Source organism: Pseudoalteromonas sp. SG45-3 (genome assembly GCF_014164075.1).
GTDB lineage: Bacteria > Pseudomonadota > Gammaproteobacteria > Enterobacterales > Alteromonadaceae > Pseudoalteromonas > Pseudoalteromonas distincta.
Map to the genome: position 1 here is coordinate 494,590 of NZ_JACJEN010000001.1, position 16,216 is coordinate 510,805.

The 16,216-nt window shown below is 38.0% G+C and carries 12 protein-coding genes; 11 read left to right on the forward strand and 1 reads right to left on the reverse strand.

Annotated elements, in window-relative coordinates; genetic code table 11:
* Positions 1-337 precede the first annotated feature (337 nt).
* Both H5126_RS02295 and H5126_RS02300 read left to right on the forward strand, forming a co-directional pair.
* Positions 338-3,205, forward strand: a complete 2,868-nt coding sequence (locus tag H5126_RS02295; protein WP_182720596.1) for a pitrilysin family protein — start codon at positions 338-340, stop codon at positions 3,203-3,205.
* 243 nt (positions 3,206-3,448) lie between these two features.
* Entirely contained in the window at positions 3,449-3,715 is a 267-nt protein-coding gene (locus tag H5126_RS02300) for a DksA/TraR family C4-type zinc finger protein (protein ID WP_024605380.1), read from the forward strand.
* 284 nt (positions 3,716-3,999) lie between these two features.
* Here the strand turns inward: H5126_RS02300 and gloA are convergent, their stop codons facing one another.
* Positions 4,000-4,401, reverse strand: coding sequence for a lactoylglutathione lyase (gloA, locus tag H5126_RS02305; RefSeq protein WP_024594782.1), 402 nt, complete (start codon positions 4,399-4,401; stop codon positions 4,000-4,002).
* Positions 4,402-5,026: 625 nt separating this feature from the next.
* On the opposite strand from gloA, the gene H5126_RS02310 reads away from it, so the two are divergent.
* From H5126_RS02310 to H5126_RS02350, 9 genes are all read left to right on the forward strand, one after another.
* The gene (locus H5126_RS02310; protein ID WP_002962960.1) at positions 5,027-5,905 is read left to right on the forward strand and encodes an NAD(P)-dependent oxidoreductase; all 879 of its coding nucleotides are present in this window, start codon (positions 5,027-5,029) and stop codon (positions 5,903-5,905) included.
* Between the two features lie 147 nt (positions 5,906-6,052).
* Complete coding sequence (locus H5126_RS02315) at positions 6,053-8,311, forward strand: polysaccharide lyase 6 family protein (protein WP_182720597.1); 2,259 nt, start codon at positions 6,053-6,055, stop codon at positions 8,309-8,311.
* Positions 8,312-8,316: 5 nt separating this feature from the next.
* Complete coding sequence (locus H5126_RS02320; RefSeq protein ID WP_182720598.1) at positions 8,317-10,533, forward strand: heparinase II/III family protein; 2,217 nt, start codon at positions 8,317-8,319, stop codon at positions 10,531-10,533.
* Between the two features lie 5 nt (positions 10,534-10,538).
* Positions 10,539-10,883 (forward strand): cupin domain-containing protein, encoded by a 345-nt coding sequence (locus H5126_RS02325; RefSeq protein ID WP_002962963.1) that lies wholly within the window; start codon positions 10,539-10,541, stop codon positions 10,881-10,883.
* Between the two features lie 2 nt (positions 10,884-10,885).
* Positions 10,886-12,193 carry an MFS transporter gene (locus H5126_RS02330; RefSeq protein ID WP_002962964.1) on the forward strand — a complete coding sequence of 436 codons (1,308 nt, stop codon included), beginning with the start codon at positions 10,886-10,888 and terminating at the stop codon, positions 12,191-12,193.
* 74 nt (positions 12,194-12,267) lie between these two features.
* Positions 12,268-13,200, forward strand: a complete 933-nt coding sequence (locus tag H5126_RS02335; RefSeq protein ID WP_182712205.1) for a sugar kinase — start codon at positions 12,268-12,270, stop codon at positions 13,198-13,200.
* A gap of 229 nt (positions 13,201-13,429) precedes the next feature.
* Positions 13,430-14,047 carry a bifunctional 4-hydroxy-2-oxoglutarate aldolase/2-dehydro-3-deoxy-phosphogluconate aldolase gene (gene eda, locus H5126_RS02340; protein ID WP_058154918.1) on the forward strand — a complete coding sequence of 206 codons (618 nt, stop codon included), beginning with the start codon at positions 13,430-13,432 and terminating at the stop codon, positions 14,045-14,047.
* Positions 14,048-14,061: 14 nt separating this feature from the next.
* The gene (gene fbaA / locus H5126_RS02345; RefSeq protein ID WP_039489411.1) at positions 14,062-15,144 is read left to right on the forward strand and encodes a class II fructose-bisphosphate aldolase; all 1,083 of its coding nucleotides are present in this window, start codon (positions 14,062-14,064) and stop codon (positions 15,142-15,144) included.
* On the forward strand, positions 15,141-16,103 hold the full coding sequence (locus tag H5126_RS02350; protein ID WP_182720599.1) for a class 1 fructose-bisphosphatase: 963 nt from the start codon (positions 15,141-15,143) through the stop codon (positions 16,101-16,103). The genes fbaA and H5126_RS02350 overlap by 4 nt, the downstream gene beginning before the upstream one ends.
* The last annotated feature ends 113 nt before the right edge of the window (positions 16,104-16,216 follow it).

Sequence of the window (16,216 nt, forward strand, 5' to 3'; positions counted from 1 at the left end):
AGGACACCGCCCTTTCACGGCGGTAACAGGGGTTCGAATCCCCTTGGGGACGCCACTTACTATTTTAAGTATTGTGTAAAGCAGTGTGACACCGCACTCTCTATGCACGACGTTATCAAGAGTACCAATCTCTTAGATATGTCATTTACTACTTAGATAGGAAAGTGCAGTGTTATTAGAATAAAACCACAAATTAATACCCTCATTTTATACTTCATTTTTATATCATTCTATTTACACTTTGTTACAAAACCAAACCCATAATCGCTCCATATTCCTTGTTGTACTTTTAATTAGTCTTTAAACTCATTGAGTTAATTTAAATATGGACTAAAAAATGAAACTCACAAAAATTGCACTTGCTGTTTTACTTGCATCAGGGTTGGCTGCATGTAATAGCTCAACTCAAGCTATTGATAAAAATATTGTTACAGAAACATCAATTCCTGGCGTTACACTTATTGAATCAGTGAAATCTAATGCAGGTGAAATCAACATACCGTATAAAAAATATAAACTAGATAACGGTTTAACTGTAATTGTGCATGAGGATCATTCAGATCCCTTAGTACACGTTGATGTAACATACCACGTTGGTTCTGCTCGCGAAGAGTTGGGTAAGTCAGGCTTTGCTCACTTTTTTGAGCATATGATGTTTCAAGGTTCAGAGAATGTTGCTGATGAGGAACATTTTAAAATAATATCTGAAGCAGGCGGTACTTTAAATGGTACAACTAACTCAGATAGAACAAATTATTTTGAAACAGTACCTGTAAATCAATTAGAAAAAATGTTGTGGCTAGAAGCTGATCGAATGGGCTTTTTACTCGATGCTGTAACCCAAGAAAAATTTGAGGTACAACGCGAAACAGTAAAAAACGAGCGCGGCCAACGTGTTGATAATCGCCCCTATGGTCGCTTAGGTGAACGTGTTGCTCAAGCGATGTATCCAGACGGCCATCCATATTCATGGCCTGTAATTGGTTTTATGGACGATTTAAATCGCGTAAATGTAAATGATTTAAAAGCATTCTTTTTAAAATGGTACGGACCAAATAATGCAACGCTTACCATTGGTGGTGACATCAACGCTAATGAAATACTGCCATTAGTTACTAAATACTTTGCACCAATCCCAAAAGGTCCTGAAATACCTAAAGTTGAAAAAACAGCTGTAATACTAGATGCTGATAGATATATTTCAATGGAAGATAAGGTTCACTTACCTTTATTAAGTATGAGTTTCCCAACGACTTATGCTCGCTCTGAAGATGAAGCACCTCTTGATATACTTGCTGAAATATTAGGTGGAGGTAATAATTCACTACTATACAAAAACCTAGTTAAAACTCAACTTGCTGTTCAAGCAAGTGCAAATCATCCATGCCAAGAGTTAGCGTGTTCAATTAGTCTTTATGCTTTACCAAATCCTACAGCAGGGAAAACGTTAGCTGATATGGAAAAAATCATTCGTGATTCATTTGTTGAATTTGAAGAGCGTGGCGTTACACAAGATGATTTAGATAAAGTAAAAGCTAAAATAGAGTCAGGTGCAATTTTTGGTCTGCAAAGCGTATCAGGAAAAGTCTCTCAACTAGCCGCATCTGAAACGTTTACAGGTAACCCAAACTCAGCTAAAGATGAGATTGCACGTTATAACAAAGTTACAAAAGCTGATGTTATGCGTGTTTTTAATCAATATATCAAAGGTAAATCTGCCGTTATTATGAGTGTTGTGCCAGAAGGTCAAACTCAACTTATAGCTGCCCCAGATAACTTTACGCCTAAAGCGCATGATTTTGGAGGTCCATCTACAACTTCAGCTGATGATTTAGTAGCACGAAGAGCTGTTGATACATTTGATCGAAGTATTCACCCTGTAGCCGGCGCAAATCCTGCTGTTGATGTTCCTTCTCTTTGGCAAACTAAGACCGAAAACGGTATTAAAATATTAGGTACGCAAAGTACAGAAACGCCAACCACCGCTATTTTCATTAAAGTTCCGGGTGGCTTGTATAATGAGCAAGCTAGTAAAGTGGGTTTATCGTCAATGACTGCATCGTTAATGAGCGAGTCAACGCAAAACTACACTACAGAGCAAATGAGTAACGCGCTTGAAAAACTGGGTAGCCAGGTAAGTATCTACTCAGACAAAACACATACAAATGTGTATGTTTCTAGCTTAACTAAAAATGTAGATGCAACGCTAAAGCTTGTTGAAGAGAAATTATTTAAACCAGCATTTAATGCCGATGACTTTGAGCGTAATAAAAAGCAAATCATTCAAAATATTCAACATTCAATGAAGGATGCAGGGTATTTAGCATCTAATACATACAGCAAATTACTATATGGCGACAATATAGCTGCACTTCCAAGTACTGGAACGCTTAATAGTATTGAGGCTATTACATTAGATGACGTTAAAGCTTTTTATAACGCAAACTTTAAACCACAAGGCGCGCAAGTCATTATTGTTTCTGATTTAAAAGAGTCAACAATTGAGCCAAAGGTTAAAGCTACACTTGCAAACTGGCAAGGTAAATCGAGCCCAGTTACTGTTGATTTCAGTGAACCTAAAGTAGAAACTAATGTCATTTATCTTGTAGATAAACCAGATGCCCCTCAATCAGAAATTCGTATTGGTAAACGCGATATGGTTGAAGACATTACTGGTGAGTTTTTTAAAGCTAACTTAATGAACTTTGCATTTGGTGGCACGTTTAACAGCCGTATCAATCTAAATTTACGAGAAGATAAAGGCTACACTTACGGTGCTCGCTCTCGTTTTTGGGGTGATAAAACATCAGGCGGCTTTACAGCTTCTGCAGCGGTGAGAGCCGACTCTACTGCAGCGTCTATTACAGAGTTTACTAATGAGCTTAATAACTATGCTCAAAACGGTGTCACGGATGAAGAGCTTATGTTTATGCGTAAAGCTATCAATCAAAAAGATGCGCTTAAATACGAAACGCCTAATGCAAAACTTGGCTTTTTAGCACAAATATTAGAGTTCGATTTAAAACCTAGCTTTGTAAAAGAAAGAAATGAGATTGTTAGCAATATTAGCAAAGAAGAAGTTAACGCCTTAGCTAAAAAACACTTAAACACTAAAGATATGATTTATTTAGTAGTGGGTGATGCTAAAACACTTCGCCCAGAGCTTGAAAAATTAGGCATGAAGGTTGTTGATTACAGCCTTTAATATTTAAATAATTGGAATTATAAAGCAGCTTTTTTAGCTGCTTTTTTTTGCCTGATTTTAGAGTGTTGATCTTTTTGAAAGTAGATTACAGGGAGCAACTACAGCGTCTTTCTTTAGATATAAAATATAGTTTTATAGTTGAAGCCTTCAAATAACACCCCATTCCTAGCTTTATTATTCAGTACTTATAAAGATTCAATTTGGTAGCATAAATTTAAACATCCAACTTTATTAGGAGGATTTATGGCAAGTGGATGGGCACGAGACGGTGCAATTCAAGATCAAATTGATGCAAGTGTTAACGACGCCGTACAGTATGCAAGAAGCAATTTAATATCTGGTGCAAGTGCTGAGCTATGTGACGAGTGCGATGAAAAAATCCCACAAGCACGAAGGCTCGCGCTACCAGGAGTTCGATACTGTGTTGCATGCCAAGCTGAAATAGAAGGCAATGGTGCCAGCGCTAAATCGTTTAATAGGCGTGGTAGTAAAGATAGTCAGTTGCGTTAAAAAAAGGTGCTGCAAAGCACCTTTTATTTAATACCAATCTGCATAACCATTTGAACTATATATAAAATTAAACCTCTCCATAGTTATACCAACCAGCATAAATCTTTGATCAATTTAACGAATTAAATTGCACTATTACGTCGATAAAAATTTTTTATTTAGAACAACTAGATACAAAAATTTTGCCTAGTTCTAGCGTAATTTTTTTAACGTTAAATAGACCCCATATATAAGCAGATTGGCATTAAGCAAATTGTTATAACTTGAATTAGTTGTTAAGTAATTTAAAATTTACTCATGTCTTCTTTTTTCTGAATTAACTCAATTGCATAGCCATCTGGGTCTTTTACAAAAGCAATTTCAGTAGTACCGCCTTTTACAGGCCCTGGTTCACGGCTTACATTGCCACCAGCAGCTTTAATATCTGCACATGCTTTGTAAATATCATCAAACTCAATAGCAATATGACCATATCCATTACCTAGGTCGTAGCTATCCTCGTCCCAGTTATAAGTTAGCTCTAATACTGTGTTATCTGCTTCGTCGCCATATCCAACAAAGGCAAGAGTGTATCTGTATTCACTGTTATCAGCTCTGCGTAATTCTTTCATACCTAATATTTCAGTATAAAAAGCAATTGATTTATCCAAATCCGCTACACGAAGCATAGTATGTAATAAACGCATTTTTAGTTCCTTTAGTTATTTATTCAAAGTTAAGAGTATTTTTAACTAAGCGCTATTATCAAGCGCGTTTTAGGGGGGTTATATGTATTAGCCATATATGTAGGCATTACATATAAATCACAACCTTAATATGAGAGTGGGCTTAAAACAGTTTGAGTTCGACCTTTATAAATTACCAATTAATGAATCATTTTATTAAATTTTGGATGTTTAAATAACCAGTACTCAATTATTGGTCAACCTATTAGTATAAAAAAAGTTACTGATTGTTCAACAAAAGTTAACCTTTGCTTAATTGTACTGTTGGTATATAACCATTTGTTTTAATAGGAAATTAAATTAATTTTTGTGTGATTTTTAAAAATGTGGCGTTTGCTTGGTTAACTTATTGGTTGACAAAAAAGTCGTATGGTAATACAGTTTTTGCATACCAATTGGTAAGTTGCTTGGTTTGAGTGAGTACAATGTATTGGTAATTAATCAGAGTTACGTTTTGCACAGGTTAATTTATAAATAACTCAAGCTTAAAGTTACTCTACAAATTGAAACAAAAGACACAGCGTATTTATAGAGTAAATTTTACTTGTTCTTATAAAAGTATGCGCCACATATTTAGGAGTTATTCATGTCAAAACCAGTCATCGGTTTCATCGGCTTAGGCTTAATGGGCGGCAACATGGCCGAAAATTTACAAAACAAAGGCTATGAGCTAATTGTTATGGACCTTAGCAAAGATGCGGTTGCAGCATGTGTTGCTAGAGGCGCAAAAACAGCAAGCACTGCAAAAGAGCTAGCTGAAGGTTCAGATATTGTTATGTTTTGTCTTACAACGTCTGCCGTTGTAGAAAAAATTGTTTACGCAGAAGACGGTATCCTAGCGGGTATTAAAGAAGGTGCAGTATTAGTTGATTTTGGTACTTCTATCCCATCATCTACTAAAAAAATTGGTGCTGATTTAGCAGCTAAAGGCGCAGGCATGATCGACGCGCCACTAGGTCGTACACCAGCACATGCTAAAGACGGTCTTTTAAACATTATGGCTGCAGGCGATATTGATACATTCAATAAAGTTAAACCAGTACTGGAAGATCAAGGTGAAAACGTTTTCCATCTTGGCGAGCTAGGTGCAGGTCATACAACTAAGCTTATCAACAACTTCATGGGCATGACGACAGTATGTGCTATGTCACAAGCATTTGCAGTGGCAGAGCTTGCTGGTGTTGACCGTCAACAACTTTTCGACATTATGTCGACTGGCCCATCTAACTCACCATTTATGCAATTTTGTAAAAACTATGCAGTTGATAATGTTAGCGACCTTGGTTTCTCGATTGCTAATGCAAACAAAGATTTAGGCTACTTCCTACAAATGGTAGAAGACCTAGGTACTGAATCAAAAATCGCTGAAGGTTCATCAGCTAACCTACAAGCAGCGTTTGACGCTGGTATGGGTCAAGGTAACGTTCCTGAAATTTTTGATTACTTCAAAAAGTTAGAAAAGTAATACTTCTCGACCTTATTGAGCGCTTTGAGCTTTAACTTAAAGCGCTTTAACACACATGACACCAATTGACTAAAGTCTTTGTGCAATGTCAGCTTTTTTTAATTCTGATGAAGCACTACTTTCAGTCACAACGAAAAAGAGTTAACTATGCGTTTGATTAATACAATAAAGCTTAGTCTAGTTCTCATCGGTTGCATATCCACACAAGTAGCGGCCAAAGATTATTTTATAGAAAATAAACAAGCTTTTAATGATATCGCAGCTAATCTAGTTGCTGGCGACAAAGTAGTACTTAAAAATGGTACTTGGTCTGACTTCGAAATTTTACTTGAAGGCCAAGGTACAAAAAACTCTCCTATTATATTAACCGCTGAAACTAACGGAAAAGTAATTCTATCAGGTCAATCTAATCTAAGACTTGCAGGTAAATACCTTGAAGCTTCTGGTTTAGTATTTAAAGACGGCTACACACCGAGCTCAGCTGTAATAGAATTTCGTAAAAATAAAAATGAATTAGCCTACAATTCACGAGTTACTCAAACAGTAATCGATAATTACAGTAATCCAGACAAGCGAGAGTCTGATTATTGGGTTGCCTTATATGGACAACATAACCGCTTTGATCATAGTCATTTAGTTGGCAAACGAAATAAAGGTGTGACAGTTGCTGTTCGTTTAAACACCAAAGCAAGCCAGGAAAACTATCATCGTATAGATAACAACTATTTTGGCTACCGTCCAACTTTTGGTTCTAACGGTGGTGAAACCCTGCGTATTGGCACAAGCCATTACTCACTAACTGATTCGCATACATTGGTTGAAAATAATTACTTTGAACGTACCAATGGTGAAGTAGAAATTGTTTCGGTTAAGTCAGGTAAAAACATCCTTCGTAATAACGTATTTTATGAAGCGCGCGGTACATTAACGCTGCGCCATGGTAACGGCAATCTTATAGAAGAAAATATCTTCATTGGTAATGGTGTTGATCACACAGGTGGTATCCGCGTTATCAATAAAGATCAAATTGTAAGAAATAACTACCTACAAGGCCTAACAGGCTATCGTTTTGGCAGTGGTTTTACTGTAATGAACGGCGTACCAAATTCATCTATTAATCGTTATCACCAAGTAGAAAATGCGACGATTGAAAACAACACATTTATAAATGTGCGTCATATTCAACTTGCTGCAGGTAGCGATGCTGAGCGTAGCGCAGCCCCAAAAAATAGCGTAATGAAAAACAACTTAATCATAAACCAAGATGGTGAACAGCCATTTACAACATTCGACGATGTAAGTGGGTTAGTATTAAGTAACAACATTGCAGATACAAAAGTGCTTTCTGAGCTAACGTACGGTGTAAAAAAAGAAAAAATCACGCTTGAAAAAGCAAGTAATGGTCTACTTTACCCAACCTCTAAAAGTTTAAATGTAGGTGCAAAGCGCGATTTAAAAGTACTTAAAAAAGAAGATACCGGTGTTAGTTGGTATGCAAAAGTACCTGCTTTAGTTGATTTTGATTCTGGTAAGACACATTCTGTTAAAGCTGATGTAAGTGCATTACTAGATGCTATTGATAATGCAGAGTCGGGCGATGTTCTAGAACTAGCGCCTGGCCAGTATGATGTGTCTAAACTGGTTAAAATTGATAAAACGTTGACAATTAAAGCAAAGCAGAACACAAAGTCTAAACTTACTTTTCAACGCTCTACCTTGTTTGAAATACATGATGGCGGCAGCTTAAAACTAGATGGTTTATCAATTTCAGGTGAAAACGCGCCAGATGCAATAGGTAACAGCATTGTTCGTACGCAAAAATGGGGTATGGTTGATAATTACCGCTTTGTAATGACCAACTCAGAGTTAAATGCTTTAGATATTAATCATTCATTCCATTTCTTTATCACTGGTAAAGGTGCAATGGCTGACGAAATTATTGTTACAGGTAATACCTTTAATACAGTAACAGGTGACATTTTACGTCTAAATACTGAAATTGAAGACTTAGGTGTTTATAACGCGGAATACGTCATTGTAAATAATAATACATTTAATAATGTAGAAGGCGGTGTACTTAAGCTTTACCGTGGTGGTACTGATGAAAGTACATTTGGTCCTCATTTTGAAATGACAAGTAACACGCTTAATAACGTTGGCCTTGGTAAGCGTAACAAAGAGCAAGCGAGCATTTATGTTCACGGTGTTCAGGTTACTAATATTAAAGATAATAAATTTGTTAAATCTGCTCCTATTGTTGTAGAGCACACAGTAGGCGAGCCTAAAACTGAAATCTCAGGCAATACATTTGATGCCACTAAAGCACCAAGCGTTAAAGAGTTAAGAGTTAAAGGCCCACACACGGCAGTATTAAAAAATAACAACATTTTAAATAAGGCAGGGTAAATACTATGTACTTATTAAAATGCCAAACACGTTTTAAAATAGCTGCTGTAGCTGCAATTACATTACTTACATCACTGGAGGCGCATGCAGCGCACCCAAACTTAGTGATTACTACTGATGATGTTAAGCAAATGCGCCAAGCAATTAGTAGCAACGGTAGCACAAAGTTTGCTACTGCATTTGAATCGCTAAAAACGCAAGTAGATGAACAAATTGCAAAGCCTATCACTGTACCCGTTCCAAAAGATGGCGGTGGTGGTTATACACATGAGCGCCATAAGAAGAATTACCAACTTATGTACAACGCGGGCATTATTTATCAATTAAGCCAAGATGATAAATACGCAAACTATGTTCGTGATATGTTGCTTGAGTACGCAAAATTATACCCAACGCTTGGTCTGCATCCAAAACGTAAAATGGATTCGCAAAATCCAGGTAAGTTTTTTTGGCAAAGCCTAAATGAAGCAATGTGGCTTGTGTACACAATACAAGCTTATGATCTAATTCATGACTCGTTAAATGCCGATAATATTAAAACAATCGAGAATGACTTACTCCGTCCTGTTTCGTTGTTCACATCTGTAGGCCAACCGTCTACATTTAATAAAGTACATAACCATGGAACATGGGCAACAGCGGGTGTTGGCATGGCTGGGTATGTATTAGGCGAACCTGAGTGGGTAGAAAAATCATTATACGATTTAGAAAAATCGGGTAAGGGTGGCTTTATTAAGCAGCTAGAGATGCTGTTTTCACCACAAGGTTACTATAACGAAGGTCCTTACTATCAACGCTTTGCACTATTACCATTTGTAACGTTTGCTAAAGCGATTGAAAACAACGAACCACAAAGAAAAATATTTGAATATCGCGATGGCATATTATTAAAAGCGATTGATACGACGATTCAACTTAGCTACAACGGTTTGTTCTTCCCAATTAACGATGCAATAAAAAGTAAAGGCATCGATACCATTGAGTTAGTAAATGGTGTAACGGCAGCGTACGGCTTAACCAACGATGCAGGTTATTTAGATATTGCTAAGCAACAAGACCAAATAATTCTCTCTGGTGATGGGCTAAAAGTAGCTCAAGCACTTGATAACAACATGGCAAAACCTTATTCGTTTAAATCTGTTGCCTTCGGTGATGGTAATGACGGTAAACAAGGTGCTTTAGTTGTAATGAGAACGCAGGTAGGTGGCGATCAAGCGCTACTGTTTAAACCTGCTGCACAAGGTTTGGGCCATGGTCATTTTGATAAATTAACATGGCAGTTTTACGACCACGGAAATGAAATTGTATCTGATTATGGCGCAGCACGTTTTTTAAATGTAGAAGCTAAATACGGCGGTCGTTATTTACCTGAAAACGAAACTTACGCAAAACACACTGTTGCGCACAATACGGTAGTGGTTGACGAAACAACGCATTTTAATGCAAATGTTGAAGTAGGAAATAGTAATTACCCTACACTTAACTTTTTCGAAACAAATGAATACGGCACGGTTTCAAGCGGCGAAATAAGCACAGCTTATAAAGGCGTAGATCTTGAGCGTACGCTTGCACTTATTAACTTACCTGAACTACAAAGCACAGTTGCACTTGATATATTTGATGTTGCTGCAAATAAAGCGCATCAGCTTGACCTGCCTTTACATTATAAAGGTCAGCTTATCGATACCAGCTTTGAGTTAAAAGCAAATGCAACGCAGCTGTCTGCGCTAGGTACTAAAAATGGCTACCAACATTTATGGCTTAAAGCTCAAGCGCAACCTGAAGGTGGTTTAGCTAAAGTAACGTGGCTAAACGAAAATGGTCGTTTTTATACGCAAACGAGCTTGGTAAAAGGTGATGAGTCTTTCTTGTTTACTCAAATAGGCGCAAATGACCCTCACTTTAATTTACGCAACGAAAATGGTTTTATTCGTCGTGTTGAGGGTCAAAAGCAACATAAGTTTATATCTGTATTAGAGCCACATGGTGAGTACAACCCAAGTAAAGAATATACCCTAGAAGCTGTTAGTCGAGTTACAAAGCTTGAATATAGTCAGCAGGGCGATTTAACACTTGTTGAACTTGATATTAAAGGCAACTCATATTTAGTGGCAATTAATAAAGCACAAACATCAGCTAAAAACACATTCAATTATCAAAATAAAGAGTTCACTTTAAATGGCCGATTAGGCGTTTATATGATGAACAATAATCAGGAGTAAATAGGATGCAAAAGCAAAGCGCAAACTTTTCATTTGGTAACGAGACCGAAATAGAAGACTTAGGAAATGGTCTAAAACGTCAAATGCTAGGTTATAACGAAGAGCTAATGGCTGTTAAAATTTGGTTTGAGAAAGGGGCTATTGGTTATAACCATGCTCACAGACATTCTCAAGTAACGTATGTTGTTGAAGGTGAGTTTCACTTTAACATTGATGGCGTAACTAAAATCTTAAAACCGGGTGATAGCTGCTTAATCCCACCATTTGCTGATCATGGAGCTACCTGCCCAACAGGCGGAATCCTGATTGATACTTTTAGCCCAGCGCGTGAAGACTTTCTTGAGGATTAATTATGCAACTTAAAGGCTTACGTTGGTGGGTTATAGCGCTAATAGCGCTAGCTACCATTATTAACTATATCGACCGTCAAGCACTTAGTGTGCTTTGGCCGGACATTGTTGAAGATTTATTTCCTGATGAATCAGCGCTAGAACGCAAACAAATATACGCTAATATTTCTATTGTGTTTGTATTTGCTTATGCATTTGGTCAGGCAATCTTTGGTAAAATATTTGACTGGGTGGGCACACGCTTCGGTTTTGTACTATCAATAGGTGTTTGGTCTATTGCAACCGTTGCGCATGCATTTGCACAAGGTGTACTTAGTCTTAGTATTTTTCGCGCAATCTTAGGTGTAGCAGAAGCCGGTAACTGGCCTGGTGCAGCTAAAGGTAACGCAGAATGGTTCCCTACTAAAGAACGTGCTTTAGCACAGGGTATTTTTAACTCTGGCGCCGCAATTGGTGGCATTATTGCTATTCCTTTAATTGCTTATTTAACTATCTACTTTAGCTGGCAAATGGTGTTTGTTTTTGTTGGTGCATTAGGTTTCCTTTGGTTAGTTCCATGGTTAATTTTAGTTAAAGCACCGCCTAGCTCACATCCTTGGCTGACTGCCGAAGAACGTGAATATATCTTAACGGGTCAAAGACGTGTTGATGACAACGGTGATGTAACTGGTGAAGACGAAGAGGAATATAACCCTACAACTGCTGAGTTACTTTCTCGTAAGCAAAGCTGGGGTGTAATCATTGCCTCTGCCGCAATTGACCCAATTTGGTGGTTATTTGTTTTTTGGATCCCTATTTACCTAAATGAAGTATACGGTATGGATGTTAAATCTATTGGTATATACGGTTGGGTACCTTATGTTGGCGCTATGTTTGGTGCTTGGTTTGGTGGCTTATTGGCTCAAAACCGACTCAAAGCAGGTTGGAATACAGATAAAACACGTAAGCTTACTATTACGCTGGGTTGTTTAATTATGTTACCAGCGCTACTTGCAATGGCAAATCCAGGCGGACCAACAACAGCGGTACTAATTATGGCTGTTATCTTATTTGGTTTTCAAACTGCAATTGGTAACGTGCAAACACTACCAAGTGATTTGTTAGGTAAAAAAGCAGTGGGTACATTATCAGGTTTTTCTGGTATGGCGGCAAAGCTTGGTGCTGTAGGTCTTACATCGCTAGTACCTTTTCTTACTGCTGATGGTAACTACACACCAGCATTTGTAATTGGTGCTTCTTTAGCCATCATAGCAATGGCAGCTGTTTGGATTTTAATTCCAAAAATAGAACCTCTTAAAAAGCCTCAATAATCTAGATAATAACTGCTATGCCAACATATTTTGTATAAGTGCATAGCAGTTAACTACATAGGGTAACTTCCAAGATGAAAAATATTTACTTTATCGGTGAATGCATGGTCGAGCTTAGAGCTATGAGCGCGGCAACACTGCACCAATCATTTGCAGGCGATGTTTATAATTCTGCAGTGTATTTAAAACGTTGCTTCCCGCAGGTTACTACTTCGGTTGTTACGGCTTTAGGTCAAGATAATTTAAGTAAAAAAATGCTAGAACGCTTTGAAAGTGAACAAATAAATACGCAACTTGTATTTGCTCACGACACCAAAGTACCTGGTATGTACTACATAGAAACTGATGAGCATGGTGAGCGTAGCTTTATTTATTGGCGCAATGATTCTGCAGCTAAAAAGGTTGTTGATTTTTTAGATGCTGATGCACTCGAGCAGCTTAGCCAAGGTGATATGTTTTTCTTTTCAGGGATTTCATTAGCAATAATTGAAGAAAGTGCACGTGAAGACTTTTGGAAAGTGGTAAAGGAGCTTAAAGATGCTGGGGTTAAAATCGTTTTTGATCCTAATTACAGAGCACGTTTGTGGAATAGTGTAGAGGAAACAAAAGAGCAGTATCATTTAGCCTTTACGTTTGCAGATATTACCCTACCAGGCGTTGAAGATTTAACAACACTTTATGACGTTCATAGCGTAGAAGCAGTAGTTGAATATTTAAAGCCTTACCAAATTGAAGAAATTGTTGTTAAAAATGGCCCTGAATCGGTAGTGACAAAAGAGGGCGATACGCTTCAAAGCCACACCATAATACCGGTAACAAATGTTGTAGATACGACATCCGCAGGCGATGCCTTTAACGGTGTTTACTTAGGTGCACGTTTATCTGATAAATCAATTTCAAGTGCTGTACAACTTGCTGCAAAAGCGGCAGGGACTGTTATACAGCAACCAGGTGCTATTGCTCCAAAAGATATATTTCAGCTAGCAATGGCTGAAGCTGGGATCTGATACCAATTTTATTAAAAACATGATCACCTTAGCGTATTAAATAATTCACTAACTACGATAAAAATTATTTATATAGAGCAACTATGTATCATAATTTTAGCCTTGTTATTGAGCTATTTTCTTGTCGCTATAATAGCTCATTAATTTAATGCAATTGGTATAACAAAATAATTAAACATTAAAGGCCGCCATACCTCGGCCGCATTACTTTTTATAAAGGAACAACGTTATGACTCGCTTTTCTGAACTTATGGCAGGACAAACACTGCTACCTATAATTCAAGCAGATACTCCAGAGCAAGGTGTTCAAATAGCGAAAGCTATGGCCAATGCTGGGCTTACTTTAGTTGAAGTAGTGCTAAGAACAGAGGCATCTATAGAGGCATTAAAAGCTATTAAAGCACAGGTGCCTGAGCTAAAAGTAGGTGCGGGAACAGTCATCAATACCGATATTTTGGAGCAAGCACTTGAAGCGGGTTCTGATTTTATTGTAACCCCAGCGGTGTCTCCTACGTTACTTGAAGCACTTGCTAAATGTAATGTGCCGGTACTTCCTGGTGTATCAAACACCGGTGATATTTTAATGGCGCTTGAATATGGCTTTGAAGAGCAAAAATTATTCCCAGCATCGCTTGCCGGTGGCGCTCCTTTTGTGTCAGCTGTGTCGTCAGTATTTAGAGCAGTCAGCTTTTGTCCTACAGGTGGCGTTAGCGAAAGTAACAAAATGGACTATCTTTCTTTAAATAATGTATTCGCCGTTGGCGGTACTTGGATAGCGAAGAAAGAATGGGTTGAACAAGAAAATTGGCAAGCAATTACTGATTCTTGTATCCAGGCTTTAAAATAGAAAGGATTTCATAAATGAATTATTTAGCCCCAACAATACTACCAGGCGTAATCGTTGGCGACGAAGTAAGTGCTGTGTACGAGCATGCACGAACTAATCAATATGCGTTGCCAGCGGTAAATGTTGTTAGCACAACATCTATTAATGCGACGCTAGAAGCTGCTAAAAAGAAAAACTCGCCCGTTATTATTCAGCTTTCTAATGGTGGAGCACAATTTTTTTGTGGTAAAAGCTTATCTTTACCAGAGCAACAATCAGCTGTGCTTGGGGCGGTAAGTGCTGCAAGATATGTACATTCAGTGGCAGCACATTATGAAGTAGCAGTGATGCTTCACACTGATCACGCAGCTAAAAAGCTACTACCTTGGATTGATGGTTTGCTTGATGAAGGTGAAAGACACTTTGAACTGACTGGCAAACCATTGTTTAGCTCACATATGATTGATCTGTCAGAAGAGCCTTTAGAAGAGAATATCGAAATTTGTGAACGTTACTTAACGCGTATGGCAAAAATAGGTATGACGCTTGAAATTGAGCTTGGTTGCACGGGTGGCGAAGAAGACGGTGTTGATAACTCACACCTAGATAGTTCTGCTTTATATACTCAGCCTGAAGATGTTGCATTTGCTTACGAACGCTTAAGTCGTATTAGCCCTAACTTTATAATTGCAGCCTCTTTTGGCAATGTTCATGGTGTATATAAACCGGGTAACGTTGTTCTTACGCCAACTATTTTAAAAGATTCACAAGCTTACGTATCAGAAAAATTTAATCTACCAAGCAACTCAATTAACTTTGTTTTTCATGGTGGTAGTGGTTCTGAGTACAGTAAAATTGCAGAGTCTTTAACGTATGGCGTAGTGAAGATGAATATTGATACCGATACGCAGTGGGCGTGTTGGACAGGTATTTTAGATTACTACAAAGACAAGCAAGCATACCTACAAGGGCAAATTGGTAACCCTGACGGGGATGATAAGCCAAACAAGAAATACTATGACCCTCGTGTATGGTTGCGTCATTCAGAGCAAAGTATGGTTGCAAGGCTAGAGCAATGCTTTGACGATCTAAATTGTGTAAACAGGTATAGCGCATGAAAAGATTAAATACAGTATTGAAAGAAGACGGTGTAGATACCGATCTTATTTTACTTATTCGCACAATTTTAGCGACCAGTAAAGAAATTGCTTTTCGAGTAAGCCAAGGTGAATTAGCCGGTGTTTTAGGCTCAACTCTGAATGAAAACGTTCAAGGTGAAGTTCAAAAAAAGCTTGATGTAATCGCAAACCAACTACTTAGAGACATCCTACTTGATGATAGCAGTGTACGATCTGTTGCATCAGAGGAAGAAGATCATGCGGTAGGTGGCCACCCTGAAGGTAAGTTTATTGTTGCTTTTGACCCGTTAGATGGCTCTTCTAATATTGATGTTAATGGGCAAATAGGCACTATATTTACTATTTACTTAGCCCGTGATGATGTTCCTTTTGACAGCGACGAGCAATTTAGTCAGCCCGGTGTAAATCAAGTGTGTGCAGGCTATGTGTTATACGGCCCTTCATCATTAGTTGTAATGAGTACTGGCGGTCCTACGCGTTGTTATACGTTAGACTCAACACATGGCGGTTACTTACTGACAAACAAGCAGTTAAGTGTGCCAGAACAAAGCCGTGAATTTGCCGTTAATATGGCTAACTACCGTTACTGGGACGAACCAACACAAGTGTATTTTGATAAATTGCTATACACCTGTGAAAGCTTTGAAAAAAGCTCAATGCGTTGGAATGCAGCGATGGTAGGCGACGTTCATCGTATTTTATGCCGAGGCGGGTTATTTTTGTATCCACAAGATAAACGCAGTGGTAACGATAACGGAAAAATAAGACTGCTTTATGAAGCAAACCCGTTAGCACTTTTAGTTGAAAACGCAGGTGGTAAAGCAACCTCTAGAGGAACGCGAATTTTAGATATTGCGCCAACTAGCTTGCACCAGCGTGTGCCTGTTGCTTTGGGTTCAAATGAGCCTGTAGAGTTTTATAATAACGCCATGTTATAAAACAGCACTCAAAAAAAGGGGTAAGAAAATTGCCCCTTGTTTTACCCTTAATTTTAATTCTCTTTGTAAATCATCCTCTTTATACAAACTCACTTCTTTTCTTATTGTCTTCA